Raw genomic sequence first — 23,985 nt, forward strand, 5'->3', positions numbered from 1 at the left:
CGCCGGCGGTTCGACCACTGCGCTTGTCGATCACGACGATGGGGTACCTTGCGCAGCGAAATAAAGGAGGAGGCCGAAGGCCGGGGGACATTCGCGGAGCAAGGTACCCCGTTGGCGTGATCGTCCCCTGAACAACAAGCCTTTTTCAGGCTGCCAGCCGCTGCGCCGTTCGCCCCGCGGGCCGCGCCAGCCCCAGGTGATCGCGCAGCGTGCGCCCCTCGTATTCCGTGCGGAAGATCCCGCGCTTCTGCAGGATCGGCACCACCCCGTCGACGAAATCCTGCAGCCCGTGCGGCAGCGCGTCAGGCATCAGGTTGAAGCCGTCCGCCGCACCGGCGCTGAACCAGCGCTCGATGTCGTCCGCGATCTGCTCCGGCGTGCCGACGATCACACGGTGCCCCCCGCCGCCCGCGAGTTCGCGGATCAGCTGGCGCATCGTGTAGCCGTGCGTGCGCCCGGCCGCGACCACCGCGTTGAAGAAGGTGTGGTTGCCGTTGCCATTGGCGGGCAGCGGCAGGTTGTCGGGCAGGCGCTCGTCGAGCTTCAGGCGGTCGGGCGTGATGCCGAGCGTGCCGGCGATGCGCGTGAGGCTGTAGTCCCAAGGGATCAGATCGACCAGTTCGTCGCGGCGGCGGCGCGCCTCGGCCTCGGTGGCGCCGACGATGGTGGTCAGGCCCGCGAGCACCTTCACCGCGTCGGGGCCCCGGCCCAGTTCGGCGGCGCGGGTTTTCAGTGCGCGGGCATAGGCCAGCGATTCCTCGAAGGACTGCGAGGCGGAGAACACAGCCTCCGCGTGGCGTGAGGCCAGCTCGCGTCCGTCGGCCGAGGCTCCGGCCTGCACCAGCACCGGGTGGCCCTGCGGCGAGCGCGGAAGGTTAAGCGGGCCCTGTACCGCGAAGTGCTCGCCGCGATGCGCGATGGCATGCACCTTGGCGGTGTCGATGAAGCTGCCGGAGGCCTTGTCGCCGACGAAGGCATCGTCCTCCCAGCTGTCCCACAGCGCTTTCACCACGTCGGTGAACTCGGAGGCGCGCGCGTAGCGCTTCGCGTGGTCGGGCGTGGCGTCGAGGCCGAAGTTGCGCGCCGAGGGCAGGTCGGCCGTGGTCACCACGTTCCAGCCGGCGCGGCCACTGCTCACATGGTCGAGCGTGGCGAAGCGGCGGGCGATGTTGTAGGGCTCGTTGTAGCTGGTCGAGGCGGTGGCGATCAGGCCGATGTGCGTGGTGGCCGCGGCCACGCAGGCCAGCAGCACCGTGGGCTCCAGCGCGGTGATCGGGCGGAAGTGGATCTGGTCGACGATGGCCGCGTTGTCCGCGAGGAACACCGCGTCGAGCTTGCCGGCCTCGGCGATCTGCGCGGTGCGGATGTAGTGCTGGATGTCGGCGAAGGCCCACGGATCGCTCTGCGGCAGGCGCCACGCCGAGGGCACGAAGCCCGAATGCAGGATGTTGACGTTGAGGTGCAGCTGCCGCGGCGCGGTCTTGTTGTTCGAAAGGCTCATTGCGAGAAGTAGTCGGGCAGCCGGTAGCCGGCCCATGCCGGGTTGGCCCTGAAGAAGCGCTGGAATTCGGGCGACTGGTAGGCCGCCGCGATGTCCTGCGCGAATTTCGCGCTCTCGTTGCTGCGCTTGACGGCGACCACGTTCACGTAGGGCAGCGTCATGTTCTCCAGCTTCAGCGCCTCGGTGAGCTTCAGGCCCGACGCGATGGCGAAGTTGCCCTGCACGGCGGCGATGTCGGCGTCGGCCAGCGAGCGCGGGGCCTGCGCGGCTTCGAGCGGCACCAGCTTCAGGCGCTTGGGGTTGGCGACGATGTCGCGCTCCGACACCGAGACCGGGCTCACGCCCGGCTTGAGCGTCACCCAGCCGATGCCCGCGAGGATGTTGAGCGCGCGCGCCGCGTTCACCGGGTCGGATGGCAGCGTGACCGTTGCGCCGTCGGGCACGGTGTCGAGGGACTTGTGGCGCTGCGAGTAGAGGCCCATCGGCGGGGTCGGCACATGCACCACCGGCACGAGGTCGAAGCCCTGCTGCCTGTTGGTGGCGTTGAGGTACAGCGTGTGCTGGAAGATGTTGGCGTCGATCTGCCCGCGCTCCACCGCGTCGTTGGGCTGCACGCCCTGGCTGAACTCGACGTACTTGACGGTGTAGCCCAGCTTCTTCAGCTGGGGCTCGATGCCGTTGGTGAAGGCATCGCGGTACGGGCCGGGCATGAAGCCCACGCGCAGGTCGGCGGCGTGGGCGGAAAGCTGGACCGCCAGGCTCAGGGCGAGGCCGCCGAGCAGCGGGGCGAAGCGGCGCAGCCACGACGGCGCGCGCGAAGAGGAAGGCATGACGACAACTCCAGGGGGCGGCGAAAGGAGTTGGGCACTCTAGGGTGCGATGCCTGCCCGGCGAACGAAGATTTGCGCGCTTCCTTATCCGCTGGCCGGATATGGGATGTCGGCCCGGTTCCGGCGGCCCGCGGCTTCAGGGCGAGAGGATCATCACCTTGCACTGGCTGGGCACGATCCGCATGCCCACCATGTTGCCCCGGTTCTGCGCGCTCAGGCTGGTCATGCGCGTGGCCGGCGTGCCCTTGACCAGCACGGTGAACGCCCCCGTCACGTGCCGCGACTGGCTCATGAAGGTCTGCGAGACGATGCCGCCGCCCGCGCCGGTGGTGTCGCCCAGCGTGATCGGCGTGGTGGTCGCCATGTTGTGCGCGGGCATGCACATGAAGAGGATGTTCCAGGCGTTCGGCACGGCCGTGGGGCCGAACGCCATGTTGGGGTATGGAATGGGCGCCATCGCGGCGGGTGGCGTCTTGCAGACGTCGGGAAAGGCGAGGTCCATTCCCATCAGCTGGCAGTTGGCGAACATGGCGGTGCTCCTTTCGGCGAGGTGGAGGGGGACGGGTCAGCCCATGTGGATCTGCGCGGCATCGACCTTGACGAGGTCGCTGGCCGTGACCACCGTGTGGCGGGCGTGCAGGCGTGCCGTGCCGCCGGCTTCGCAGTCGAGATGGCCGACGCGGACCTGCTCGGTCTCGTCCACCACGCGCAGCGCCCTGCGCGCCATCTGCACCACGCGGTCCGCCACCGATTCGAAGACCTGGCCGACCAGCCGCAGCCGGCCCACCGTGGCGTCGAGGGCCTGGCCGGTGAAGCGCATGTCGTCGACGCGGCACTGGCCGCTGTCGGCCTGGAGGTTCCATTGCGCGGCCCGCATCTGCAGTTCGGCGCCGCTGCTCAGCCGCAGGCCGTCCGGGCTCTCGATCGACAGCGCGCCGGCCGCATCGAGCCGGCTGACCGAACTGTCGGCCTGTTCGAGCACCGCGATCAGGTACACCCGGGCGCTGTCGGGGCCCGACAGCAGCACGGTATCGCCCGCCTCGGGTCTCAGCAGGCAGCTGGCCGCGCGGCGGCAGCGCCAGGTTTCGCCGTGTTCGTCTTCCACCTCGAAGTTCGAATCGGGCAGCGAGGCCGTCAGCCGGCCAACGAAATGGACCGGCGTGGCGGTCGCTGCGAAGCCGGGACGCAGTGGAACGACATTCATGGCTGATTCCTTATCGATGTTGGTTGGTGTGTTTCTCGAAAAAAGCGGGCTGTCGGGGGGGCAGGATTCAGTGCGGGCCGGACCAGGCCTGCGCCTTGAAGAGTTCGGGCTCGTTCTCGATGATTCCGGCGCGGCTGGAGAACCGGGCGCCTTCCTGCTGCGCGCGATGCAGGCGGGTGCGCAGGAATTGCGCGCCGCCGAGGTCGGCGCCACTCAGGTCGGCATGCGAAAGGTCGGCATCCTGCATCGCGGCATCGCGAAAGCTCGCGCCGGAGCAGCGTGCGCGGTGGAACACGCAAAGGGGCAAGTGGGCTCCAGAGAAGTCGGTGCGCTCCAGCAGGGCCTGTGCCCAGATCGACTGGTCAAAGCGTGCGCCGCTGCAGTCGGCGTCGCCGAGGTCGGCCTCGGGGAACAAGGCCTGGCATGCATCCGCGTTCGAGAAATTCGCCCGCTTCAGCGTCGCGCCCTTGAAGTTGGCCTGAGTGAGCGTGGCGCCGCTGAAGTCGGCGCCGTCCAGTCGGCTGTCGGTGAACTGGCACATGGGCAGCGAAAGGCCCGCGAAGCACTGGCCGCTCAGGTCGCACTCCAGGAACATCGCGTTCATGGCCGACGCGCCCTGGAAGACGGCAGTCCTCAGGTCGAGCCGAAGGAAGGTCACGTAGGCCAGCACCGCGCCGCTGAAATCGGCCTGCCCGAGCTGCGACTCGATGAAGCTCGCCCGTTCGAAGCGGGACGATCCCAGCCGGCTTTCAGTCAGTTCGCAGCGAAAGAACCTTGCGAGGTCGAGCCTGGCCTGCGCGAAGCTGGCCCGCGCCGCATGGCATTCGGCGAAAGAGGCCGCTTCCAGCTCGGCGGCCTCGAACCGTGCGGCATCCATGCGGCTGCGGAAGAACTGCACTTCCTTCAGGCGAGCGAAGGAGAGGTCGCAGCCCGACAGCGAGCAATGCGACAGCGAGCTGCCCTCGAGGTTGGCGTGCGAGAAGTTCGCGCCGCCGAAGTCGACGTCGTCCATCATCGCGCCCGAGAGATCGAGGCCACTCAAGTCCCATCCCCTGCAGTCGGCGCTGCCGACCTGGATGCCGTGGCGGACCTTGTCGACGAGTTCATCGCGGGTCATTCGGCGGCAGGAGCGCGTCGCGCGGGCAAGGTTCGGGCATGCCGCGTGTAGGCGCCGAGCAGATGGGTGGTGCCGTCGAGCAGGCTTTGCGACACATCGGTGCGGAACAGGTTGGCGCCGCTCAGGTCTGCCTGCGTGAAGACGGCCTTGGAGAAGTTGGCATCGATGAGGTTGGCGCCGCGCAGGGTGGCGCCGGTGAGGTCGGCGCGCACGAAGAGGCTTTCGCCGGCGATGAGCCGCTCCATGTTGGCCTCCTGCAGCGCGCATTCGGAGAAGTCGCAGTTGTCCAGGCACGCCTGCGCCAGGTCCGCGCGCGTCAGCGCCGTGGTGCGCAGCCCGCATTGCTTCAGCACGCAACGGCGCAGGATGGCTCCTGCGAGCGTGCTGCCGTGCGCGAAGCTGCAGGCGTCGAGCCGCGCGTCGGAGAAGTCGGCCGACTGGCTGCAGTCGGTGGTGACGAAGCCGCAGCGCACCAGCGACGCGTTGACGAAACGCACGTCCGCCAGCGTGCATTCGAGCCACACCACTTGCTGGAAAGAGGCGCCGTCGAGGGCGATACCGTTCATGCGCAGCTTCGTCAGGAACACCTGGTGCCAATCGGAGCCGCGGAAGTCGCATTGGCTCATCTCGCTCTCGGTCAGGCGCGTCTGGTCGAGCGTGGTGTTGGCCATGTTGCATGACATGAAGCGCGCCTTTTCGCAGTTGGTCCCGCTCAGGTCGGCACCGGAGAAGTCCGTGTACTCGCAGTGCGCGCCGCCGAGGTTGGCGTTTCGCAGGATCGTGCCGGGCGCCGAGGCGCGAGAAAGCCTGGCGCGCGCCAGCACCGCGCCATCGAAGTTGGCGTTCGCGAGCAGGGTTCCCTCGAGGTTGGCGTCTTCGAGGGCGGCGCCGGAAAAATCCGCGCCGCTCAGGTCCATGCCCGAGAGATCGGCACCGACGAGCCGCATGCCGCGGAAATCGCGCTCGCCGGGAGCGGCCGCCGCCAACTGCCGGCGCAGCTTCGCCGAGCGGAACGAGGGCATGGGCGGCGCGGGGTCGAAGAGGTGGGCGCCGTGGAGATAGCCCTGCCTGATCTGCACCGTCATCCGCTCCCTGGTTCCGGCGGGCATGAGTGCAGGGGCAGGGTCCGGGGTGGCTGGCGAGGAGGACGGCGTGGCCGCGAGCTGTTCCAGCTGCCTGATGAGCGCATCCGGATCGAAGCGCTGCGGCTGCTCGCGGCTCTTGTGGAGCAGGGCGGGGTCGATCTCGTCTTCCTGCCTGCGGCGCATCCGCGCGCTTTCCGCCTCGAGTCTGCTTCGGGCTTCCATCATTTCTCCCTGCATGCGCTCGAAATGCCCGGGCACGTCGTCGAAGGGCAGCGGTGCGGCCGGGGGCAGGGGGGCCGGCAGGTATTTGTCGGGGTCCACGCCCAGTGCGATGAGTTCTGCGCGCCGTTTCTCGTGTTCGCGCAGTTGCCCGGCACGGAGGTTGCGCACCAGCGGCCGCTGCATCGGGTCGGGGGCGTCGAGGACGCTCCAGCCGCCGAGGATCTCTTTCGGCGCAAGGTCGCTGTCGCGAAAGGCGAGCAGGCCGCCGCGGGCGGTGTCCAGCCGCTGGAGCAGCACCGACTGGTAGTGCTCGGCCGTGCGCGGCTGCCGAGGTAGTTCCAGCGCCGGCATGATGTGCCGCACATCCGCCGCGTCGTCCTCGCGCACCGGCAGCACGCCGTGCCAGACGAGCGCCACGCGCTCGCGATGCGGAAAGAACCAGGCGGTGGTCAGCCGAAGGGCGATTTCGCGCAGCCCGTTGCCGTCCTTGTCGAAGCTCGCGAAGCAGCGCGCGCGCCAGTCGGGCAGGGTGCCGGCGAGCACCGGCTTCTCCGGGTGCATGTTGAGGATCTCGTAAGGAGCGCCGGGCGGCAGTTCCTGCAGGGCCGGCCAGCGCTGGTCTTCGGGCGCGGCATTGAAGAAGCGCCAGTCCATGTCCGGAGCGAAGCCGGGGAAGTGCCTCTCCAGCCAGTGCTGCCCGTAGCTGCTGCCCATGAGGGCCATGCGCCGAGGGCTGTCGATGGGCACCGGGCCGAAGCTGGCGGGCGCCACCTCCTGTCCGCGCGAGCGCACCCGCCCGTGAACGGCTTCCACGTTCGGCGCGCGGCGGGTGTGCACGCCGTTGATCGTCTCGTCGAACGCGCCGATGCCGCCCGGGTTTTCCGGCACGTCCTGCCCGCCATAGGCATGCGCCCAGTCCAGCGGCATCGCCTCGAAGGGCTGCGGCGCGCTCAGGCGGCCGTCGAGCCAGTAGCGGTCGCCGGATACGTGCAGGGATTTCTCCAGGCCAGCGACGCGCAGGCGCACGGCGCACTCGGTCTTGTCCTGCTGGTGACGGGTGTATGCGTGGCCGCTCGCGAGCATTTCCGGCATGCACTTGGGCACGCCCATGTCGAACACGCCCATGCCGCCGATTTCCTCGCTGACGGTCTGCCACAGCTCCTGGTCGGCCATGAGCTTCGGCTGCGCTTCCAGGCTGGCGAGCGCCGTGACGGCCACGCCGAGCTGGTCGACGCCCTGCCAGCGATACGGGCGGGTGAGGATGCCAAGGCGCAAGGGCTTGACGGTCTTCATCGGTCGGCGGCTTCCGGGGATGGGCGAAGGCGGGTGAGGTCGTCGCCGTGGTGGGCCGGGGAGTTGCCGCGGCGCTCGAGCACGACTTCGCGGCTCACCGGGTCGAAGCGCACCGCGACGGTCTTTCCGGCCGCGTGGTCGGGCAGGTCGGGCAAGGCGATGGCGGTGGTCTGGTCGACGTTGAAGGCCTCGCTGCCTGCGGTGGCCTGCACGTGAAGATGCAGCTTCGCGATCGCCCACGTGGTGCCTTCGCCCGAGCGGCGTTGGCCGGTGTCGCAAAGGGAGATCACCAGCGCCATGGCGGGCACGCCGTTCGCGAGGATGCCGGCAGCCCTGCGCGTGCGCACGAGCCTGGCGGCGTGCCGCCGGCGTTCGCGCGCGAGCGTGACGCACAGGGTGAACGCCAGCCAGGCAAGCAGCGGTGCCAGCACCCACCAGATCGTGAAGGAGACATCCGGCATCCGGCCTGGTGCTCAGCCGAAGAGCACGAAACCCTTGAGCGCGCCCCAGAAGCCGCCGGCGTGCTCCTCGGCCACCACGTTCGAGAAGCTCACGGAGCCGAAGTTGGCCTGGTGCGCATACATGTTCATGATCTGCGCGGTGGCGTCCATCTTCTTGATGTTGCTCGTGAACGTGAGGCCGGCGTTGCTGTTGTTCACGCCGTAGGTCGCGCTCGACAGGCCGGTGGCCGTCACCGCGGTCGGCGACCAGTCCCAAAGCAGCACGCGGTTCACGCGCTTGACGTGGTTGCCCTCGAAGGTGAAGTCGCCGCTGGCCTTGATGTCGACGTCGCCCGCCGTGGCCTCGATCGTCACCTTCTGCGCCTTGCCGTGGTAGTTGCCGGCCGATACGGTCGAGTTGTGGTCGCCCGTCTCGATGGTTTCCTCCAGGCCGCCCTTGATGCTGTCCTTGCCGCCGCCGCCCGCGACGGTGCGCTGCCAGCCGGTCTGGTAGGTTTCCTGCCGGTTGCCAGCGAGGGTCTTCAGCACCGAGTTGCCGGTGTGGATCTCCTCGTCCATGCCCTCCTTCACGTCCACGAGCAGTCCCTTGTCGAAGGTTTCGTGGCGCAGGCCCGCGTTGACGATGACTTCCGACTGGCCGCTGAGCACCGTCTCCTTCGAACCGAGCTTGGTGGTGGTCTCGATGCGGTTGTCGAAGAAATGCTCGGTGAGCGCGCCCGAGACGGTGAGCTTCGAGCCGTTGCGGTACTCGGCGGTGTCCTTCTGCTTGACGATGGTGTCGCGGGTGCGGTCGACGGTGAGGGTGTCGGTCTTCAGCACGTGGGTGTTGCGATGGCCGTCGATGGTCTCGGTCTCGTCGTTCTCGACGTGGATCCTCAGGTCGTTCTCCACGTCGATCTCGAAGTCCTTCTCGGCGTGGATCCGCACCAGCTCGCAGCCTGGCGCGTCGTCGAGGATGAATTCGTTGGCGTTGGCGGCCGAGCCGTCCCTGCTGCGGCTGACGAAGCCGCTGACCGTGACGTTGGCCGGCAGCTCCAGCGGCGGCATCTGGTCGGCGTTGTAGACGCGGCCGATGATGATCGGCCGGTCGGGGTGTCCCCCGATGAAGTCGACCACCACCTCCTGGCCCCGGCGCGGATGGTTCACGGCGCCGTAGTTCGAGCCGGCCCATGCGCTGGAGACGCGCACCCAGCACGAGCTGTTCTCGTCGCTCTTGCCGTAGCGGTCCCAGCGGAACTGCACCTTCACGCGGCCGTACTGGTCGACCCAGAACTCCTGTCCCGCCTTGCCCACCACGGTGGCCGTCTGCGGGCCGTTGGCGCGCGGCATCGGCGTCACGCGCGGGGCGCGAAAGGCGCAACTGGCGGGCTGCACTGCGAAGTCGAAGCTGTAGGAGCCGGGCTCGCTGCCGCTCGCGTAGCCTCCCTCGCGCAGCGCATAGGAGACAGACACCACGAGGTACTCGCGGTTGTCGTCTTCGCGCGGGCAGTTTTGCATGGTGAAGCGATAGCCGGGCGCCATGCCACGCACGTTGGTATGGCCGGTGTCGCGCTCGGCCTGGGCCTGCGCCTCCTCGAGGCGGATGCGCGCGTAGCGCTCACCCTGTTCGGACTCGCTGAAGCCGCCGAGCCATTCGTACATCTCGTACTGGCCGTGATCGCCGCCGCGCGGCTGGTTTCGCACGTTCATGAGGTCGGCGCGCGGCTTCTTGAAGTCGAAGTCATCCACCACGTAGCTGCCGGGACGGATTTCCTCCGTGACCTGCCACTGGTCGATCACTTCCTGGAACGGCGCGAGGTCGCGGTCGGTGGCGAGATAGCTGATCTTCGGATAGGCCGGCAGGGGTTCGTGCGCGCCGATGTCGTCGGCCAGCACCAGCGTGTGCTGGCTTTTCCCGTGCTCGAAGAAGTAGTAGATGCCTTCGTGCTCCATCAGCCGGCTGACGAAGGCGAAGTCGGTTTCCTGGTACTGCACGCAGTACTCCCACTGCCGGTAGCTGCCGCTGAGCCTCTTCTCGAAGGCGAAGCCGTAGTCGGCGAATACCTCCTCCAGAATCTCGACCACCGACTTGTTCTGGAAGATCTTGCAGTCGCTGCTGCGCGTGAGATACCAGAGCCAGGGCCGCACGCTCGCGCGGTAGACGATGTGGCGCGAGGTGTCGCCTTCCTTGCCGATCATCGTGAAGCGAACGATCTGGCCGTTGAGAAAGCGCGGTTCCCCGGCCGTCTGTATCTCGAGCGCGAGGGGCTTTCCGAGCACGGCCTTCATGTCGATCGACATGCTCGGGCTCAGCAGGTCGACTTCGAACTCGAAGAGTTGCGACAACCCTTCCACGCCGCGCATGGAGCGGAACATGAGTTGCTCTTCGCCCAGTGGCGTGTGCGCGCGTACGACTCTGGTCATTCGAGGACTCCCTTTCGCTCAAGAACACCCAAGACGTGCTGGCTGCACCAGCATCGACCACCGCGCGTGCACCCGCAGGCCGTGTTTGCGAACTTAGGTGTGAAACGTTTGCTCGCCTGGGCGCGCGAGCGCACCACGGTCTGCCTCATCGTTGTGCCAACGAAGCGGCGTGAGGCTCTCTTTGCAAATAGCAGGCCAAGCAGCCGCAGCCGCGGCGGCCGCGATGTCGCGCCGCGCGTGCAGAAGGAAGGGAGTGGGAAGTACCGGGCTGCAGCCGGCTTCTTCAGGCGATGAACTCTTCGATCATCCGCGCGACGATCCGCGGCTGGTCGTGGTGCAGCATGTGCCCTGCATCCTCGAGCCGCTCGATGCGCACGTTGCCGACCGACTTCAGCCGCTCGTGGAACTCGTCGAGCGTGTAGCGGTTCTTCCACCAGCCGTGCAGGCTGTCGTCCGATGCCTCGACCATCAACAGCGGCGCGGTGATGCGCGAGTAGAGCGCCAGCGTCTCGTCGACGCGGAAGATGTGCGCGTTGACGATCTTGTGTGCCGCCTCGCCGAGGATCTGCCAGCGCTCGCTGCCGTCGGGCTGCGCGTGGTTCACCGACCAGTGGCTTGCGAGCCAGGCGGCCTTGTCGGGCGTCAGGCGCGGATTGGTCTTCATGAGGCGGCGGGCCACGCCGTCCACGGCCGAGTAGCCGGCCAGCGCCATTTCGCCGCGGTGCAGGCGCTTGAGCTCGTCGATCCACTGGCCGTAGCGCGCGGGCGCTTCGTCGGGCTTGCGCGCGGGCATGCCGAAGCCTTCGAGGTTGACGAGGCGGCGGATGCGCTGCGGCCGCACGCCGGCGTAGTGCATGGCGACGTTGCCGCCCATGCTGTGGCCGACGAGGTCGATCTGCCGGGCGCTTTCACCTTCGCCGGCGTAGTGGTCGAGCAGCCATTCGAGGTCCGCGAGGTAGTCGGCGAGCCAGTAGTTGTCGACGCCGCCGCCGTCGGTGAGGCCGAAGCCACGCCAGTCGGGGGCGATGATGAAGCGGTCTTCCTCCATCGCGTCGACCACGAACTGCCACGACGCCGCCACGTCCATCCAGCCGTGCACCAGCACCAGCGGCGGGCGTTTGTCGGAAGGCTGGCCCCACAGCCGCACGTGGTAGCTGAGGTTGCGCACGGGCACGAATTCGCTGCGGGAGGGGCGGAGGGCTTGGTACATGGGCGTCGATGATAAGGAGGCCTTTGTACTGACGCAGTCCGCCACAGGACAGGCAGCGGCCGGCCGGCAGGCCGCGCGGCGCTCGGGTTTTGGCGCGGCGGCCGGCGGGCCTGAGACCGGGGCGGTAGCATCCCGCGCATGAAAAAGATCCAACTCGGTCAGAGCGACCTGCACGTCACCCCGATCTGCCTCGGCACGATGACCTTCGGCGAACAGGTCGACGAGCCCACTTCCCACGCCATCCTGAGCCGCTCGCTGGAGCGGGGCGTCGACTTCATCGACACCGCCGAGATGTACTCGGTGCCCACGCGCAAGGAAACCTACTCCCTCACCGAGACCATCATCGGCAACTGGTTCGCCGCCAACCCCGGCGCGCGCCAGAAGCTGGTGGTCGCGACCAAGGTGGCCGGCCCCTCGCGCGGCATGCCCTGGGTGCGCGAAGGCAGCGGCATGACGGCGACCGACATCGAAGCCTCGTGCAACGCCAGCCTGAAGCGGCTGCGCACCGATGTCATCGACCTCTACCAGATCCACTGGCCCGAGCGCCATGTGCCGCTCTTCGGCAACATCTACTACGACCCGGCCAAGGAAACCTCGAAGACGCCGATCCACGAGCAACTCGAAGCGCTGGGCAAGCTGGTGAAGGCGGGCAAGGTGCGCGCGATCGGCCTGTCGAACGAAACGCCTTACGGCGTGCACGAATTCGTGCGGCTGGCCGAACAGCACGGCCTGCCGCGCGTGGCGACGGTGCAGAACGTGTACAGCCTCATCAGCCGCGGCTACGAGAACGGGTTGGACGAAACCATGCACCGGCTGGGCGTGTCGCTGCTGGCATATTCGCCGCTGGCCTTCGGCCTGCTCACCGGCAAGTACGACCAGAGCGGCATCGAGGGGCCAGACGCGCCCAAGGGCGCGCGCATCTCGAGCTACGAATCGGTGCGCAAGCAGCGCTGGGGCCGCCCCGATTCGCTGCGCGCGGCCAGGCGCTACAACCAGCTCGCCCGCGACAACGGCCTGACGCCCACGCAGCTGGCGCTGGCCTTCTGCTACACCAAGTGGCAGGTGGCGAGCACGATCATCGGCGTGACCTCGCTGGCCCAGCTGGAGGAAGACCTGGACGTGTACGGCACGACGCTGTCGCCCGAAATCCTGGCCGAGGTCGACAAGATCCGCTGGGAAATCCGCGATCCGGCTGCCTGAGTTCCGTTCCCTGATCCGTCAGCGTGCGCATTCGCCGTTCGCGGCAGCCAGGGCGAGCGCGGGCAGGCTCAGCAGGCCCATGCCGCCGCCCTTGAACTCGCCCTTCCTGCAGTCGCCGCGCGCGGCGCCTGCGACGCCCGCGCTGAGGCTGGAGTCGAAGCCCGAGCGCGGGCTGCCGTTGAGATCCTCGGCGGCTCGGTCGGCGAAGGAGCGTTCGCGGGCGATGTCGCGCAGGGCGCGGCGCATGCTTTCCGAGTGGAGGATCGGCGGCGGCGCGGGTGCAACGCTTGCTGCTTGCGATGGGGGCGATGTGTCGGCCGGAGCCTCGGGAGCGGCGTTCGCCTTGGCTCGAACGGATTGCGGCGGCCGCCTGGCGGCCGGGCGCGGCGACGAAGTGGAGGCAGGCGATGCCGCCTTCTTGCGTGGCGCCGGATCCGCTTCCGCCGGAGGCTCCGCGCGCACCATTTCCACGACGATGCGTTTCGCTGCACCGGCAGTGCGCCCATGCGGCTTCGTCGCCATCACAAGCAGCCAGAGCACCGCCGCGTGCATGGCCGCGACCGCCAGCACGAGCGCCGTGAGGGCGGGGCGGCGCAGCGTGGGGAACGGAATCGCGCCCTCCGGGCTGGCGTATGCTGCATGGCTCGACCGGAATTCGATTGGTGCGGCAGATTCTTGCTGCGATACACCGGATTTCCTGAAGTCATCCTGAACCGGAAGTCGCCACCCAGATGGCCAAGAAAAGCGTCCACACCTCCGAGACACCCGCCACGCAACTGCTGCGCGCGCACAAGATCGCCTTCACCGAGCACCCCTACGAATACGTCGAGCACGGTGGCGCGCAGCGCGGCGCCGAGATGCTGGGGCTGGACCCCTTCACCGTCATCAAGACGCTGGTGATGCAGGACCAGGACGCCAGGCCGCTGATCGTGCTGATGCACGGCAACCGCACGGTGTCGACCAAGAATCTGGCGCGTCAGATCGGCGCCAAGTCGGTGGAGCCCTGCAAGCCCGAGGTGGCGCAGCGGCACAGCGGCTACATGGTGGGCGGCACTTCGCCCTTCGGTACGCGGCGCGAGATGCCGGTGTACGTGGAGTCGAGCATCCTGGAGCTGCCGCGCATCGTGCTCAACGGCGGGCGGCGCGGCTACCTGATCGGCATCGATCCGCAGGTGTGCGTGGCGCTGTTGGGCGCGAAGCCCGTGCAATGCGCGCTGGCAGAATAGCCGCCGCCATGGCGACGTCGCCCACCCTGCAGCGATCTCTCTCGCGCTTCCAGGCAGTCGTCGCCGAATAGAACAACAACCACCCCACGCGGAGTGCCGTCTTGAGCTTCACCTTGCCTTCCATCATTGCCATCGTGGCGTCGTACCTGATCGGCTCGCTTTCGTTCGCGGTCATCGTCAGCAAGGCGCTCGGCATGGCCGACCCGCGCAGCTACGGCAGCAAGAACCCCGGTGCCACCAACGTGCTGCGTTCGGGCAACAAGGGCGCGGCGCTCGCCACGTTGCTGCTGGATGCGCTCAAGGGCTGGGTGCCCGTGTTTCTCATCCACCAGTTCGGCGCGCAGTGGGGGCTGGGGGAGGGCGTTGCCGCTGTGGCCGGCGTGGCCGCGTTCCTCGGGCACCTGTACCCGGTGTTCTTCGGCTTCCAGGGCGGCAAGGGCGTGGCCACGGCCGCTGGGGTGCTGGTGGGCATCGCGCCCTGGCTGGGGCTGGCCACCGGCGCCACCTGGCTGATCATCGCGATCTTCTTCCGCTATTCGTCGCTGTCCTCGCTGGTGGCTGCCTTCTTCGCGCCGGCCTACTACCTGATCGGCGGCGGCATCGCCTGGCCGCTGGACCGCACGGCACTGGTCGCGATCATCGTCATGAGCCTGCTGCTGATCTGGCGGCACCGCGAGAACATCCGCCGGCTCGCCGCCGGCACGGAGTCGAAGCTCGGCTCCAAGAAGAAACCAACCTGAACCGAAGAAAGAACACGTTCCATGGCTTCCATCACCCGCTACCACGTCGGCCCGCGCCTGTCGGAGACGGCAGTGCACAACGGCACCGTCTACCTCGCAGGCCAGGTGCCCGACGACACCACGCAGGACATCCGCGGCCAGACCACGCAGGTGCTGGGCATGGTCGACCGCCTGCTGGCCGAAGCCGGCAGCGACAAGTCGCGCATTCTCATGACGCAGATCTTCCTGGCCGACATCGACGACATCACCGCCATGAACGAGGTGTGGGACGCCTGGATCCCGGCCGGCAACACGCCGCCGCGCGCCACCGTGCAGGCCAAAATGGCCAACACGGCCTACAAGATCGAGATCGTGGTGACGGCCGCGCAGGCGTGAACAGGCCCTGGCCCTAGCTCAATAGCGTTTTTCGAGGACCATCTGGTCCGCGTCGCGCCGCATCGAGAAGCGGTTGATGAAGCTGTTGCCCAGCAGCACGAAGGGCATGGCCTGCTGCGAGACGATGGCGTCGATGTCGTACACCTCCACGTCGCCCACGCGCACCGACTGCAGGCGCAGCTTGTAGCCGGTAGCCGTGCCGTTGGCGGTGTTCATCAGCACGCGCTGGCCCTTGCTGTAGTCCAGGCCGATGCGCTGGGCGTCGTCAGCCGACAGCGCGATGGCCGTCGCACCCGTGTCGAGCATGAAGGTGACCGGCCGGCCGTTGATGGCGCCCTGCGTCATGAAGTGCCCGCGGCTGTCGGCCGACAGCACCACGCGGCTCCCGCCCCCGCCCGACCCGCCACCACCGCCGATGCTCACCGGCGTGTCCATGCGCAGGTTGACGCGCTTGCCCTCCATCTCGACCACGGCCTGCTCGGCCTGCAGCGATACCAGCTTCACGCCCTGGTAGCTCTCGCCGATCGCCACCGTCTTGGGCGGATTGCCGTTCACGATCAGGATCGCCCGGCTGCCGATGCTGCCGGTCAGGGTGACCGAGCCGGCCGCATGCGCCACGGCGGCGGCAGCGAACAACTGCGCTGCGACGAGAAGATGTTTCATACGAGGCTTGCTGCTCCAGCGTCGGTTGTTCGACTTGATAGACCAGGAATACCGCGGAACCGGCTCTGCCGGTCCGCCGGTATTGCCCCCGGCGAGGGGGTTGGCGGCCACACGAAGTGGGCAAGCCTGGGGGAGTACCTAGATCAGTCCCTGAAGTTGTTGAAGGTGAGCGGCATGTCGGGCACGTCCTTCTTGATCAGCGCCATGGCTGCCTGCAGGTCGTCGCGCTTGGCGCCGGTGACGCGCACCGCGTCGCCCTGGATCGCGGCCTGAACCTTGAGCTTGCTGTCCTTGACGATGCGGGTGATCTTCTTGGCCTGCTCGCTCTCGATGCCGTTCTTGATCTTGATGACCTGCTTGACCTTGTCGCCGCCCATCTTCTGGACGTCGCCCTTGTCGAGGAAGCGCACGTCGACGCTGCGCTTGGTGAGCTTGTTGCGAAGGATGTCTTCGACTTGCACGAGCTGGAACTCGGCGTCGCCGATCATGGTGATTTCCTTGTCCTTGAGCTCGACGGCGGCGGCCGTGCCCTTGAAATCGAAACGCGTGGCGATTTCCTTGGCGGTGTTCTCGACTGCGTTCTTCACCTCGGGAAGGTTGGGTTCGCAGACGGTATCGAAGGACGGCATGGACTCTCTCCTGAATTCTTCACGGGTGCAGATGCGACAATTCTCCCATGATCGTGGAGTCCAACGTCCCGCTGCAGCCCTACAACAGCTTCGGCATCGTCGCGCGCGCGCAGCACATGGCGCGCATTGCCGGCGAGGCCGACCTGGCCGCGCTGCGCGACGATCCGGCATGGCGCGACGCGCCCCGTTTCGTGCTGGGCGGCGGCAGCAACATCGTGCTGACGGGCGACGTCAAGTCGCTGGTGCTGAAGGTCGAGATCAAGGGCCTGCGGCTGCTGGAAGAAACCCCGCGCGCCTGGATCGTGGAGGCCGGCGCGGGCGAAACCTGGCACGACGCCGTCGAGTGGATGGTGCGCAACGGCTACCCGGGGCTGGAGAACCTGGCGCTGATTCCCGGCACGGTGGGCGGCTCGCCGGTGCAGAACATCGGCGCCTACGGTGTCGAACTGCAGGACCGCTTCGAGTCGCTCGACGCCTTCGACCTCGAAACCGGCCGCAGCTTCACCCTCGATGCGGCCCAATGCGCCTTCGGCTACCGCGACTCGGTCTTCAAGCACGTGCGCAGCGGTCCGAACGATTTCGGCCTGGCGGGCAGGGCGGTGATCACCCGGGTGCGCTTTCGCCTGCCCAAGCCCTGGAAACCGGTGGTCGGCTACCTCGACCTGGAGCGCAAGATGGAGGAGACGGGCAACTTCACGCCAAGCGCACAGGACATCTTCGACTGGATCTGCGCCATCCGCCGCGCCAAGCTGCCCGACTGGCGCGTGCTGGGCAACGCCGGCAGCTTCTTCAAGAACCCGACGGTCACGCCCGAGCAGTGCGCGGACATCATCGCGCGCGACCCGAAGATCGTTCACTACCCGATGGACGACGGCAGCATCAAGCTGGCGGCCGGCTGGCTCATCGACGCCTGCGGCTGGAAGGGCAAGTCGGTGGGCAATGCCGGCGTGTACGAGCGGCAGGCGCTGGTGCTGGTCAACCGCGGCGGCCGCGAGAACCCGGTGACCGGCGGCGAGGTGATGACGCTCGCCAAGGCGATCCAGACCAGCGTGTACGAGCGTTTCGGCATCCGGCTGGAGCCGGAGCCGGTCGTCGTCTGAGCTGACGCCACGCCAGCATGGACCTCGACTTCCTGCACCTGAATTTCCGCCGCCGCATCGGTGCCCTCGTCTGGGCCCGCCGGGCGGTGCCCGTGGTCGCGCTGCTGGCGCTCTTCCTCGGAACGCGGCGCTGGGGCTCGATGGTGGCGGTGATCGTGTTCGCGCTGCTGTTCGCGGCGGTGCTGAAGTTCCTCGAGACCAGCCTGCGGCGCCAGTTCATCCGCGAGGCGCGGCTGCCGCCCTTCCTGGTCGGCAAGCTGTGCCAGGCGCATCCGCAGCTCAGCCGGCGCGACGCCGAACTGGTGCTGCGCGGCCTGCGCCAGTTCTTCATGGCGCACCTGCGCAGCGACCGCAAGTTCGTGGCCATGCCCTCGAAGGTGGTCGACACGGCCTGGCACGAGTTCATCCTGCACACGCAGGGCTACCAGAACTGGTGCAAGGCGGCCTTCGGCGGCATGCTGCACCACAGTCCTGCCGAAGTGCTTGGCCGGGACCCCAAGCGCAACGACGGCCTGCGCCGCACCTGGTACTGGGCCTGCAAGGAAGAGAGCATCGATCCGCGCAAGCCCGCGCGGCTGCCGCTGCTGTTCGCGCTGGACGTCAAGTTCGCCGTCGAAGGCGGCTTTCACTACGTGCCCGACTGCCGGGCGGTCGAGCGGCACATCGGCTCCGACGCCCATTGCGGCACCAGCTTCGGCGATTCCTCCTCGGACGGCGGCAGTTCGGGCGACGCCGGCGGCTTCGGTGGCAGCGAATCGAGCAGCAGCAGTAGCGACGGCGGCTCCAGCGATGGCGGTTCGTCCGATGGCGGAAGCGGATGCGGCGGTGGGGGTTGCGGAGGCGGCTGCGGCGGAGGCGGCGGAGACTGATCTTCTCCGCGTTTCATCCATGAAAAACGGGCCCCGAGGGGCCCGTCGTCATTGGAGCGGTCCGTTGCCCGATCAGCTCGCGTCGCCGTCGTTCGCCAGCTTCGGCAGCGCGGCGCCTTCGGTCGACGACAGCAGGCCGGTCTGGGTGTAGATGCCCAGCTTCTCGCGCGTGTCGGCGATGTCGAGGTTGCGCATCGTCAGCTGGCCGATGCGGTCCAGCGGCGTGAACGCGCCTTCGACCTTCTCCATGCTCAGGCGCTCGGGCTTGTAGGTGAGGTTGGCCGACTCGGTGTTCATGATCGAGTAGTCGTTGCCGCGGCGCAGCTCGACCGTCACCTCGCCCGTGATGGCGCGCGCCACCCAGCGCTGGGCCGTCTCGCGCAGCATGATGGCCTGCGGGTCGAACCAGCGGCCCTGGTAGAGCAGGCGGCCCAGCTTGCGGCCGTTCTCGCGGTACTGCTCGATGGTGTCTTCGTTGTGGATGCCGGTGACCAGGCGCTCGTAGGCGATGAACAGCAGCGCAAGGCCGGGAGCCTCGTAGATGCCGCGGCTCTTGGCCTCGATGATGCGGTTCTCGATCTGGTCGCTCATGCCCAGGCCGTGGCGGCCGCCGATGCGGTTGGCTTCGAGGATCAGCTCGACCAGGTTCGAGTAGCGCACGCCGTTCAGCGCGACCGGCACGCCTTCCTCGAAGCGCACAGACACGGTCTCGCGCTTGACCTCGACCTCGTCCTTCCAGAAGGCGACGCCCATGATGGGCTGCACGATGGTGATGCCGCTGTTCAGGTGCTCCAGGTCCTTGGCTTCGTGCGTGGCGCCGAGCATGTTGGAGTCGGTGGAGTACGCCTTCTCGGCCGACATCTTGTAGGCGAAGCCGGCCTTCTGCATGAACGCCGACATCTCGGCGCGGCCGCCCAGCTCGTCGATGAAGACCTGGTCTAGCCAGGGCTTGTAGATCTTGAGGGCGGGGTTGGTCAGCAGGCCGTAGCGGTAGAAGCGCTCGATGTCGTTGCCCTTGTAGGTGCTGCCGTCGCCCCAGATGTGGACGTCGTCTTCCTTCATGGCCGACACGAGCATGGTGCCGGTGACGGCGCGGCCCAGCGGCGTGGTGTTGAAGTAGGTGACGCCGGCGGTGGTCACGTGGAATGCGCCGGCCTGCAGGGCGGCGATGCCTTCGTTGGCCAGCTGCGCGCGGCAGTCGATCAGGCGGGCGTTCTCTGCGCCGTAGAGCATCGCCTTGCGGGGGATCTCGTCGTAGTCGGGCTCGTCGGGCTGACCGAGGTTGGCGGTGTAAGCGTAGGGGATCGCGCCCTTGTTGCGCATCCAGTGGAGCGCCGCGCTGGTGTCCAGGCCGCCGGAGAAGGCGATGCCGACCTTCTGGCCGGCGGGAACGTTTTGGAGGATGGTCGACATGTTGGGAGTTCCGTTGGTGGTGGCGCGGTTCAATGGCTCATGGCTTTCGTGGCGCGGCTCTTTGCCCGGGATACCGTGGAACCGGCTTTGCCGGGCCACCGGTATCGCCCCCTGCAAGGGGGTGGGAGAAGCGACACGAAGTGCGCGAAGCCTGGGGTTTACCCAAAATGACAGATGTAGCTGTAGGGCTCGCCCGTCACGCGGATCTTGAAGCTCGAGTTGCCGGGCACGTTGAACTTCTGGCCGGGGCCCGAGGCGATCCATTCGTCGGTGCCCGCGAGCTGGTATTCGCAACTGCCGGCGGTGCCTTCCATGATTTCGGGAGCGCCGGTGTTGAAGGTGAGGGTGGACGGCAGGATCACGCCGACCGATTTTTTGGTGCCGTCCGCCAGCGTAAGGCTGTGGCTCACGCACTTGCCATCGAAATACACATTGGCCTTGGTGGCCACTGCGGCGCTGTTCAGAGTGTCGGTAGTCGTCGTCATTGGGTGGCGCCGGCGCCTTGGCGGCCGGCGAATCGAGGACGCACCGCACCTGCGGCGCACCCGTCAAGGGTTGGAAAAGTCCTCGATTTTAGGGGCTCGGGGGCGGCGGCCCGCCAGCCCTCGCCTCAACGGTGCCAGCCGCCGCGATAGCCGCCCCAGCCGCGATAGCCGTAGCCGCGGTAGTAGCCGCCGCCCCAGCCTCGCGAATAGCCGAGGTTCAGCGAGATGCCGACCGGCGGGTAGACGTAGGGATAGGCATAGGGGTACGTATAGGCCGGCTCCACGTAGACGGGGGCGGGAGCGGTGTACACGGGCGCCGACTGGTAGACCGGCGCGGGGGCGCTGGAGACGACGACGCCGGGCTCGGGAACCACGCTGTCCCATGGCGAGCCAGCGGACTGCGGGGCGTAGCCGCCGCCGTTGTTGGCCTCGACCGGGTAGGCCTGCAACTGCGGCTGCGGTGTCACCGGGGAGGTCGTCACGCCGGTCACGCCCGTCACGCCATACGCGCCGGCCTGGATCGGAATGGTCGCTCCGGGCCGGGTGTTCATGCGGGTGGTGTACTGCCGGCCGTTGTATTCGTACGTGACGTTGTAGTTCACGTCGCTGCCGGTCGTTTCGCGGATCGGGGTGGCGGAGATCACTCGGGCCTGGACCACCTGGTTCTGCTGCGCATGAACGAGGCCGGTGCCGGCGGCCAGCATGCCGGCGACTGAAATGCCTGCGAGAGTGCGAAAAGTGCGATTGTTCATGGTGTGTCTCTCCTGCGGATCGAGGTTCGACGCCGGGCGGCAGGCCGGGTTCCGGGGTTTACACGGCGTTGACAGCCCAGGCGTCGGCGTCGAATCCCGCCGTAACGGGCTTTTTGGGCCCCCAGTTGACCACCGGCCGCTTGATCAGGCTGGGATTGGCCAGCAGCACGGCGCGGGCGGAAACGGCGTCGACCACGCCCTCGCGGGTGGCGTCGTCCAGTTTGCGCCAGGTGGTGCCCTTGCGGTTGACCAGGGCTTCCCAGCCGGGCTTCTTCAGCCACTGGTCGAGCTCTGCCTCGGGAACGCCCTGTTTCTTGAAGTCGTGGAAGGTGTATTCAATGCCGTGTTCGTCGAGCCAGGCGCGGGCGCGCTTGACGGTGTCGCAATTCGGAATGCCGTAGAGGGTTGTCATGGCCGCGATGATGCCCCGGCCGACGGGTCGGCGACAATGCCCGCCTCCATGGAAACCCTGAACGACTGGCTCGAGCGCGCCGAGCGGCTCCATCCCAAGAACATCGAGCTCGGACTCGAACGCGCCAAAGAGATGGCGCAGCGCCTCGGCCTGCGCTTCGCCTGCCCCGTGATCACGGTGGCGGGCACCAACGGCAAGGGCTCGACCTGCGCCATGCTCGAATCGATCCTGACGCACGCGGGCTACCGCACGGCGGTGTTCACCTCGCCGCACCTGGTGCGCTTCGAGGAGCGCCTGCGGCTGCAGGGCGAGGCTGTCGATGCTTCGAAACTGATAGCAAGCTTCGAAGTGGTGGAAAAGGCGCGCGGCGAGATGCCGCTGACCTACTTCGAATTCACCACGCTCGGCATCCTGCACTGCATGACCGTGGAAAAGCCCGACGTGGCGATCCTCGAGGTGGGCCTGGGCGGCCGGCTCGACGCGGTCAACATCATCGACACCGACTGCGCGGTCATCACCAGCATCGACCTCGACCACATGGAATACCTCGGGCCCGACCGCGAGAGCATCGGCTTCGAGAAGGCCGGCATCATGCGCCCGGGCAAGCCCGCCATCGTGAGCGACCCGGTGCCGCCGCAGAGCGTGATCGACCATGCCAACTCGATCGGCGCCGACCTCTGGCGCTTCGGAACCGACTTCAACGTTGCGGGCGACAAGCAGCAGTGGGGCTGGTCGGGCCGCGGGCGGCGCTACAGCGGGCTGGCCTATCCGGCCCTGCGCGGCGCCAACCAGCTCATCAATGCGGCCGGCGTGCTGGCGGCGCTCGAGGCGCTGCGGCCACAACTGCCGATCACGGCGCAGGCGGTGCGCAACGGGCTCGCGATGGTCGAGCTGCCGGGCCGCTTCCAGATCGTGCCGGGCGAGCCCGCGCTGGTGCTCGACGTGGCGCACAACGCGCACGCCGTGGCCGCGCTGGCCGAGAACCTCGACGCGATGGGTTTCTACCCCACCACGCACGGCGTTTTCGGCGTGATGGCGGACAAGGACCTGGCCCCGATCCTCGCGCGCATCGGGCCGCTGATCGACCGCTGGTACTTCACCGACCTGCCTACGCCGCGCGCCGCCAAGGCGGCCGACCTGCTGGCCACCTGGCAGGCGCAGAACACGCGCACCGACGCCTCCGGCAGCGTGCATGCAGGGCCGATGGAGGCGCTGCGCGCGGCCATCGGGCAGGCAGGGCCCGCTGATAGAATCGTGGTCTTCGGATCGTTCTTCACCGTGGGTGGCGTCCTCGAAAACGGCACTCCCCGGCTGCAAGCCAAACACCTGTCGCCGGGCGGCTGATCGTCGGGTTGTACGCACCTTCTGGCACCACCTCGCTGCACTCCTCCAGGGATCGAACTTCATGGCGTTTTTCAAGTTCCGCACGCGCGGCCCGCAAGGCAACGAAGGACGAGGCGCCCCAGCCGCAGTCCCAGCGGAAAGTGTCGAAACCATGCGTCGGCGTGCGCGCCACCGGCTGCTCGGCGCGGCGGTGCTGGTGCTGCTCGGCGTGATCGGCTTCCCGCTGCTGTTCGATACCCAGCCGCGGCCGGTGTCGGTCGACATCCCCATCGAGATTCCGGACCGCAACAAGGTCAAGCCGCTGCCCGTGCCGGCAACGCCGGCGCCCGCCACCAGCAGCAGCACGACGCCTGCCGCCCCCGACAACGGCAGCTCGCGCGTGGCATCCGCCTCGTCGTCGAGCGGCATGATCACCGAAGCCGCGGACGGCACCGAGATCGACCCCGGCAAGCCGGTCGCCAGCTCCACGCAGGCCCCGGCGCCCGAGCGCAAGCCGGACCCCAAGCCAGAACCCAAACCTGAGCCGAAGCCCGAACCCAAGCCCGAGCACAAGCCGGAACCGAAACCGGAGCCCAAGCCGAAGCCGGAACCCAAGCCCGAAGCCAAGCCGAAACCTGCCGCCGTGGACGACGGCGCCCGCGCCCGCGCGCTGCTCGAGGGCAAGCCCGTCACCGCGGCCGCCGCCAAGCCCGCCGCTGCCGACGAGGGCGGCCGCTTCGTGGTGCAGGTCGGCGCCTTCGCCGACGCCGACAAGGCGCGCGAAGTGCGCCAGAAGCTCGAGAGGGCCGGTCTCAAGACCTATGTGCACGTGGCGAAGACTGCCGACGGCGAACGCACGCGTGTGCGTGTCGGCCCCTTCAGCTCGCGTGCCGAGGCCGACCGCGCGGCCGATAAGGTCAAGGGCTTGTCTTTGTCGGCCGCGATCCTCACGTTGTAAGAGTCGTCGCCAGCCGTTGCCGTGGCCTTGCTCGACTGGATCGCCGTCGCGCTCATCGGGGTGTCGATGCTTTTCGGCCTGATGCGCGGGCTGGTGTTCGAGGTGATTTCGCTGATCGGATGGGTGGCCGCCTTCATTGCAGCCCAGTGGCTGGCGTCGGACGTGGCGGCATGGCTGCCGTTCGGTGACCCGCACGGAGCGTGGCGCTACCCGCTGGCCTTCGTGCTGGTGTTCGTGGCGGTGGTGTTCGGCGTGGGGCTGGTGGCAGCGCTCACGCGCAAGTTGATCACGGTCGTGGGTCTGCGGCCGGTGGACCGGATTCTGGGCGCGGCGTTCGGCGCGGCGCGGGGCGTGGTGGCCCTGCTCGTGTTCGCCGTCGTTGTCCATTTGCTGGTGTTGAGCGACAGTGCCTGGTGGCACGAATCGCGCAGCGCCATTGTTCTCGATGCGGCATTGCAGGGCCTCAAGCCCTCCCTGCCTGAAAAGTTGGCCAGCTACCTGCCCTAAGGGGAAT

The 23,985-nt window shown here is 67.9% G+C and carries 25 protein-coding genes; 9 read left to right on the forward strand and 16 right to left on the reverse strand.

All coding sequences use genetic code 11. The features are described from left to right. Positions 1-145: 145 nt before the first annotated feature. The 9 genes from EJP67_RS29400 to EJP67_RS29440 all read right to left on the reverse strand — a co-directional run bounded on the left by EJP67_RS29400 (position 146) and on the right by EJP67_RS29440 (position 11,326). Positions 146-1,501: an LLM class flavin-dependent oxidoreductase gene (locus EJP67_RS29400; RefSeq protein ID WP_126025254.1), complete on the reverse strand. Its 1,356-nt coding sequence runs from the start codon at positions 1,499-1,501 to the stop codon at positions 146-148. Next, positions 1,498-2,331, reverse strand: a complete 834-nt coding sequence (locus EJP67_RS29405) for a MetQ/NlpA family ABC transporter substrate-binding protein (protein WP_126025255.1) — start codon at positions 2,329-2,331, stop codon at positions 1,498-1,500. Before EJP67_RS29405 ends, EJP67_RS29400 begins: the two co-directional genes overlap by 4 nt. A gap of 136 nt (positions 2,332-2,467) precedes the next feature. Next, on the reverse strand, positions 2,468-2,860 hold the full coding sequence (locus tag EJP67_RS29410) for a DUF4150 domain-containing protein (RefSeq protein WP_126025256.1): 393 nt from the start codon (positions 2,858-2,860) through the stop codon (positions 2,468-2,470). Positions 2,861-2,896: 36 nt separating this feature from the next. Beyond that, positions 2,897-3,535, reverse strand: a complete 639-nt coding sequence (locus tag EJP67_RS29415; protein ID WP_126025257.1) for a DUF3540 domain-containing protein — start codon at positions 3,533-3,535, stop codon at positions 2,897-2,899. Positions 3,536-3,602: 67 nt separating this feature from the next. Further along, positions 3,603-4,652: a pentapeptide repeat-containing protein gene (locus EJP67_RS29420; RefSeq protein ID WP_126025258.1), complete on the reverse strand. Its 1,050-nt coding sequence runs from the start codon at positions 4,650-4,652 to the stop codon at positions 3,603-3,605. After that, the gene (locus EJP67_RS29425) at positions 4,649-7,252 is read right to left on the reverse strand and encodes a DUF2169 family type VI secretion system accessory protein (RefSeq protein WP_126025259.1); all 2,604 of its coding nucleotides are present in this window, start codon (positions 7,250-7,252) and stop codon (positions 4,649-4,651) included. Before EJP67_RS29425 ends, EJP67_RS29420 begins: the two co-directional genes overlap by 4 nt. Then, on the reverse strand, positions 7,249-7,713 hold the full coding sequence (locus tag EJP67_RS29430; RefSeq protein ID WP_126025260.1) for a hypothetical protein: 465 nt from the start codon (positions 7,711-7,713) through the stop codon (positions 7,249-7,251). Before EJP67_RS29430 ends, EJP67_RS29425 begins: the two co-directional genes overlap by 4 nt. A gap of 12 nt (positions 7,714-7,725) precedes the next feature. Then, positions 7,726-10,116, reverse strand: coding sequence for a type VI secretion system Vgr family protein (locus EJP67_RS29435; RefSeq protein ID WP_126025261.1), 2,391 nt, complete (start codon positions 10,114-10,116; stop codon positions 7,726-7,728). Between the two features lie 283 nt (positions 10,117-10,399). Next, positions 10,400-11,326, reverse strand: coding sequence for an alpha/beta fold hydrolase (locus tag EJP67_RS29440; protein ID WP_126025262.1), 927 nt, complete (start codon positions 11,324-11,326; stop codon positions 10,400-10,402). A gap of 138 nt (positions 11,327-11,464) precedes the next feature. On the opposite strand from EJP67_RS29440, the gene EJP67_RS29445 reads away from it, so the two are divergent. Then, positions 11,465-12,526, forward strand: coding sequence for an aldo/keto reductase (locus tag EJP67_RS29445; RefSeq protein WP_126025263.1), 1,062 nt, complete (start codon positions 11,465-11,467; stop codon positions 12,524-12,526). 18 nt (positions 12,527-12,544) lie between these two features. Here the strand turns inward: EJP67_RS29445 and EJP67_RS29450 are convergent, their stop codons facing one another. Continuing rightward, entirely contained in the window at positions 12,545-12,772 is a 228-nt protein-coding gene (locus EJP67_RS29450; RefSeq protein WP_126025264.1) for a hypothetical protein, read from the reverse strand. A gap of 485 nt (positions 12,773-13,257) precedes the next feature. Between EJP67_RS29450 and EJP67_RS29455 the strand changes: the two genes are divergently transcribed. The 3 genes from EJP67_RS29455 (at position 13,258) to EJP67_RS29465 (ending at position 14,867) form a co-directional block, all read left to right on the forward strand. Then, positions 13,258-13,752, forward strand: a complete 495-nt coding sequence (locus EJP67_RS29455) for an aminoacyl-tRNA deacylase (RefSeq protein ID WP_126025265.1) — start codon at positions 13,258-13,260, stop codon at positions 13,750-13,752. Positions 13,753-13,853: 101 nt separating this feature from the next. Further along, positions 13,854-14,492, forward strand: a complete 639-nt coding sequence (plsY, locus tag EJP67_RS29460) for a glycerol-3-phosphate 1-O-acyltransferase PlsY (RefSeq protein ID WP_126025266.1) — start codon at positions 13,854-13,856, stop codon at positions 14,490-14,492. Between the two features lie 21 nt (positions 14,493-14,513). Continuing rightward, positions 14,514-14,867: a RidA family protein gene (locus EJP67_RS29465; RefSeq protein WP_126025267.1), complete on the forward strand. Its 354-nt coding sequence runs from the start codon at positions 14,514-14,516 to the stop codon at positions 14,865-14,867. 18 nt (positions 14,868-14,885) lie between these two features. Here the strand turns inward: EJP67_RS29465 and EJP67_RS29470 are convergent, their stop codons facing one another. Further along, positions 14,886-15,530, reverse strand: coding sequence for a retropepsin-like aspartic protease family protein (locus EJP67_RS29470; RefSeq protein WP_126025268.1), 645 nt, complete (start codon positions 15,528-15,530; stop codon positions 14,886-14,888). A gap of 143 nt (positions 15,531-15,673) precedes the next feature. After that, on the reverse strand, positions 15,674-16,159 hold the full coding sequence (locus EJP67_RS29475) for a YajQ family cyclic di-GMP-binding protein (protein ID WP_126025269.1): 486 nt from the start codon (positions 16,157-16,159) through the stop codon (positions 15,674-15,676). Positions 16,160-16,206: 47 nt separating this feature from the next. Between EJP67_RS29475 and murB the strand changes: the two genes are divergently transcribed. Both murB and EJP67_RS29485 read left to right on the forward strand, forming a co-directional pair. Next, complete coding sequence (gene murB / locus EJP67_RS29480; RefSeq protein WP_126025270.1) at positions 16,207-17,259, forward strand: UDP-N-acetylmuramate dehydrogenase; 1,053 nt, start codon at positions 16,207-16,209, stop codon at positions 17,257-17,259. Between the two features lie 17 nt (positions 17,260-17,276). Beyond that, complete coding sequence (locus EJP67_RS29485; protein ID WP_126025271.1) at positions 17,277-18,128, forward strand: glycine-rich domain-containing protein; 852 nt, start codon at positions 17,277-17,279, stop codon at positions 18,126-18,128. 72 nt (positions 18,129-18,200) lie between these two features. On the opposite strand, the gene argG is transcribed toward EJP67_RS29485, so the two are convergent. The 4 genes from argG to EJP67_RS29510 all read right to left on the reverse strand — a co-directional run bounded on the left by argG (position 18,201) and on the right by EJP67_RS29510 (position 21,190). Continuing rightward, entirely contained in the window at positions 18,201-19,541 is a 1,341-nt protein-coding gene (argG, locus tag EJP67_RS29490; RefSeq protein ID WP_126025272.1) for an argininosuccinate synthase, read from the reverse strand. A 158-nt stretch (positions 19,542-19,699) separates the two neighbouring features. Next, entirely contained in the window at positions 19,700-20,026 is a 327-nt protein-coding gene (gene ppnP, locus EJP67_RS29500) for a pyrimidine/purine nucleoside phosphorylase (RefSeq protein WP_126025273.1), read from the reverse strand. A gap of 125 nt (positions 20,027-20,151) precedes the next feature. Then, positions 20,152-20,778, reverse strand: a complete 627-nt coding sequence (locus tag EJP67_RS29505; protein WP_126025274.1) for a glycine zipper 2TM domain-containing protein — start codon at positions 20,776-20,778, stop codon at positions 20,152-20,154. Between the two features lie 58 nt (positions 20,779-20,836). After that, the gene (locus EJP67_RS29510; protein ID WP_126025275.1) at positions 20,837-21,190 is read right to left on the reverse strand and encodes an ArsC family reductase; all 354 of its coding nucleotides are present in this window, start codon (positions 21,188-21,190) and stop codon (positions 20,837-20,839) included. 36 nt (positions 21,191-21,226) lie between these two features. Here EJP67_RS29510 and folC point away from each other — a divergent pair, with 36 nt between their 5' ends. The 3 genes from folC to EJP67_RS29525 all read left to right on the forward strand — a co-directional run bounded on the left by folC (position 21,227) and on the right by EJP67_RS29525 (position 23,978). Then, positions 21,227-22,534, forward strand: coding sequence for a bifunctional tetrahydrofolate synthase/dihydrofolate synthase (gene folC / locus EJP67_RS29515; protein WP_126025276.1), 1,308 nt, complete (start codon positions 21,227-21,229; stop codon positions 22,532-22,534). 61 nt (positions 22,535-22,595) lie between these two features. Next, positions 22,596-23,471, forward strand: coding sequence for an SPOR domain-containing protein (locus EJP67_RS29520; RefSeq protein WP_126025277.1), 876 nt, complete (start codon positions 22,596-22,598; stop codon positions 23,469-23,471). Positions 23,472-23,492: 21 nt separating this feature from the next. Further along, positions 23,493-23,978 carry a CvpA family protein gene (locus EJP67_RS29525; RefSeq protein WP_126025278.1) on the forward strand — a complete coding sequence of 162 codons (486 nt, stop codon included), beginning with the start codon at positions 23,493-23,495 and terminating at the stop codon, positions 23,976-23,978. Positions 23,979-23,985 lie beyond the last annotated feature (7 nt).

The organism is Variovorax guangxiensis (assembly GCF_003952165.1).
GTDB classification, from domain to species: Bacteria; Pseudomonadota; Gammaproteobacteria; order Burkholderiales; family Burkholderiaceae_C; genus Variovorax; species Variovorax guangxiensis.

Coding starts and splice junctions, on each gene's coding strand:
- EJP67_RS29440 (WP_126025262.1), bottom strand. CDS start 11,326: ATGTACCAAGCCCTCCGCCCCTCCCGCAGCGAATTCGTGCCCGTGCGC.
- EJP67_RS29405 (WP_126025255.1), bottom strand. CDS start 2,331: ATGCCTTCCTCTTCGCGCGCGCCGTCGTGGCTGCGCCGCTTCGCCCCG.
- EJP67_RS29445 (WP_126025263.1), top strand. CDS start 11,465: ATGAAAAAGATCCAACTCGGTCAGAGCGACCTGCACGTCACCCCGATC.
- EJP67_RS29465 (WP_126025267.1), top strand. CDS start 14,514: ATGGCTTCCATCACCCGCTACCACGTCGGCCCGCGCCTGTCGGAGACG.
- EJP67_RS29400 (WP_126025254.1), bottom strand. CDS start 1,501: ATGAGCCTTTCGAACAACAAGACCGCGCCGCGGCAGCTGCACCTCAAC.
- EJP67_RS29415 (WP_126025257.1), bottom strand. CDS start 3,535: ATGAATGTCGTTCCACTGCGTCCCGGCTTCGCAGCGACCGCCACGCCG.
- EJP67_RS29450 (WP_126025264.1), bottom strand. CDS start 12,772: ATGCGCCGCGCCCTGCGCGACATCGCCCGCGAACGCTCCTTCGCCGAC.
- EJP67_RS29485 (WP_126025271.1), top strand. CDS start 17,277: ATGGACCTCGACTTCCTGCACCTGAATTTCCGCCGCCGCATCGGTGCC.
- EJP67_RS29435 (WP_126025261.1), bottom strand. CDS start 10,116: ATGACCAGAGTCGTACGCGCGCACACGCCACTGGGCGAAGAGCAACTC.
- folC (WP_126025276.1), top strand. CDS start 21,227: ATGCCCGCCTCCATGGAAACCCTGAACGACTGGCTCGAGCGCGCCGAG.
- EJP67_RS29475 (WP_126025269.1), bottom strand. CDS start 16,159: ATGCCGTCCTTCGATACCGTCTGCGAACCCAACCTTCCCGAGGTGAAG.
- murB (WP_126025270.1), top strand. CDS start 16,207: ATGATCGTGGAGTCCAACGTCCCGCTGCAGCCCTACAACAGCTTCGGC.
- EJP67_RS29430 (WP_126025260.1), bottom strand. CDS start 7,713: ATGCCGGATGTCTCCTTCACGATCTGGTGGGTGCTGGCACCGCTGCTT.
- EJP67_RS29425 (WP_126025259.1), bottom strand. CDS start 7,252: ATGAAGACCGTCAAGCCCTTGCGCCTTGGCATCCTCACCCGCCCGTAT.
- EJP67_RS29455 (WP_126025265.1), top strand. CDS start 13,258: ATGGCCAAGAAAAGCGTCCACACCTCCGAGACACCCGCCACGCAACTG.
- EJP67_RS29520 (WP_126025277.1), top strand. CDS start 22,596: ATGGCGTTTTTCAAGTTCCGCACGCGCGGCCCGCAAGGCAACGAAGGA.
- EJP67_RS29410 (WP_126025256.1), bottom strand. CDS start 2,860: ATGTTCGCCAACTGCCAGCTGATGGGAATGGACCTCGCCTTTCCCGAC.
- ppnP (WP_126025273.1), bottom strand. CDS start 20,026: ATGACGACGACTACCGACACTCTGAACAGCGCCGCAGTGGCCACCAAG.
- EJP67_RS29510 (WP_126025275.1), bottom strand. CDS start 21,190: ATGACAACCCTCTACGGCATTCCGAATTGCGACACCGTCAAGCGCGCC.
- EJP67_RS29470 (WP_126025268.1), bottom strand. CDS start 15,530: ATGAAACATCTTCTCGTCGCAGCGCAGTTGTTCGCTGCCGCCGCCGTG.
- argG (WP_126025272.1), bottom strand. CDS start 19,541: ATGTCGACCATCCTCCAAAACGTTCCCGCCGGCCAGAAGGTCGGCATC.
- EJP67_RS29420 (WP_126025258.1), bottom strand. CDS start 4,652: ATGACCCGCGATGAACTCGTCGACAAGGTCCGCCACGGCATCCAGGTC.
- EJP67_RS29505 (WP_126025274.1), bottom strand. CDS start 20,778: ATGAACAATCGCACTTTTCGCACTCTCGCAGGCATTTCAGTCGCCGGC.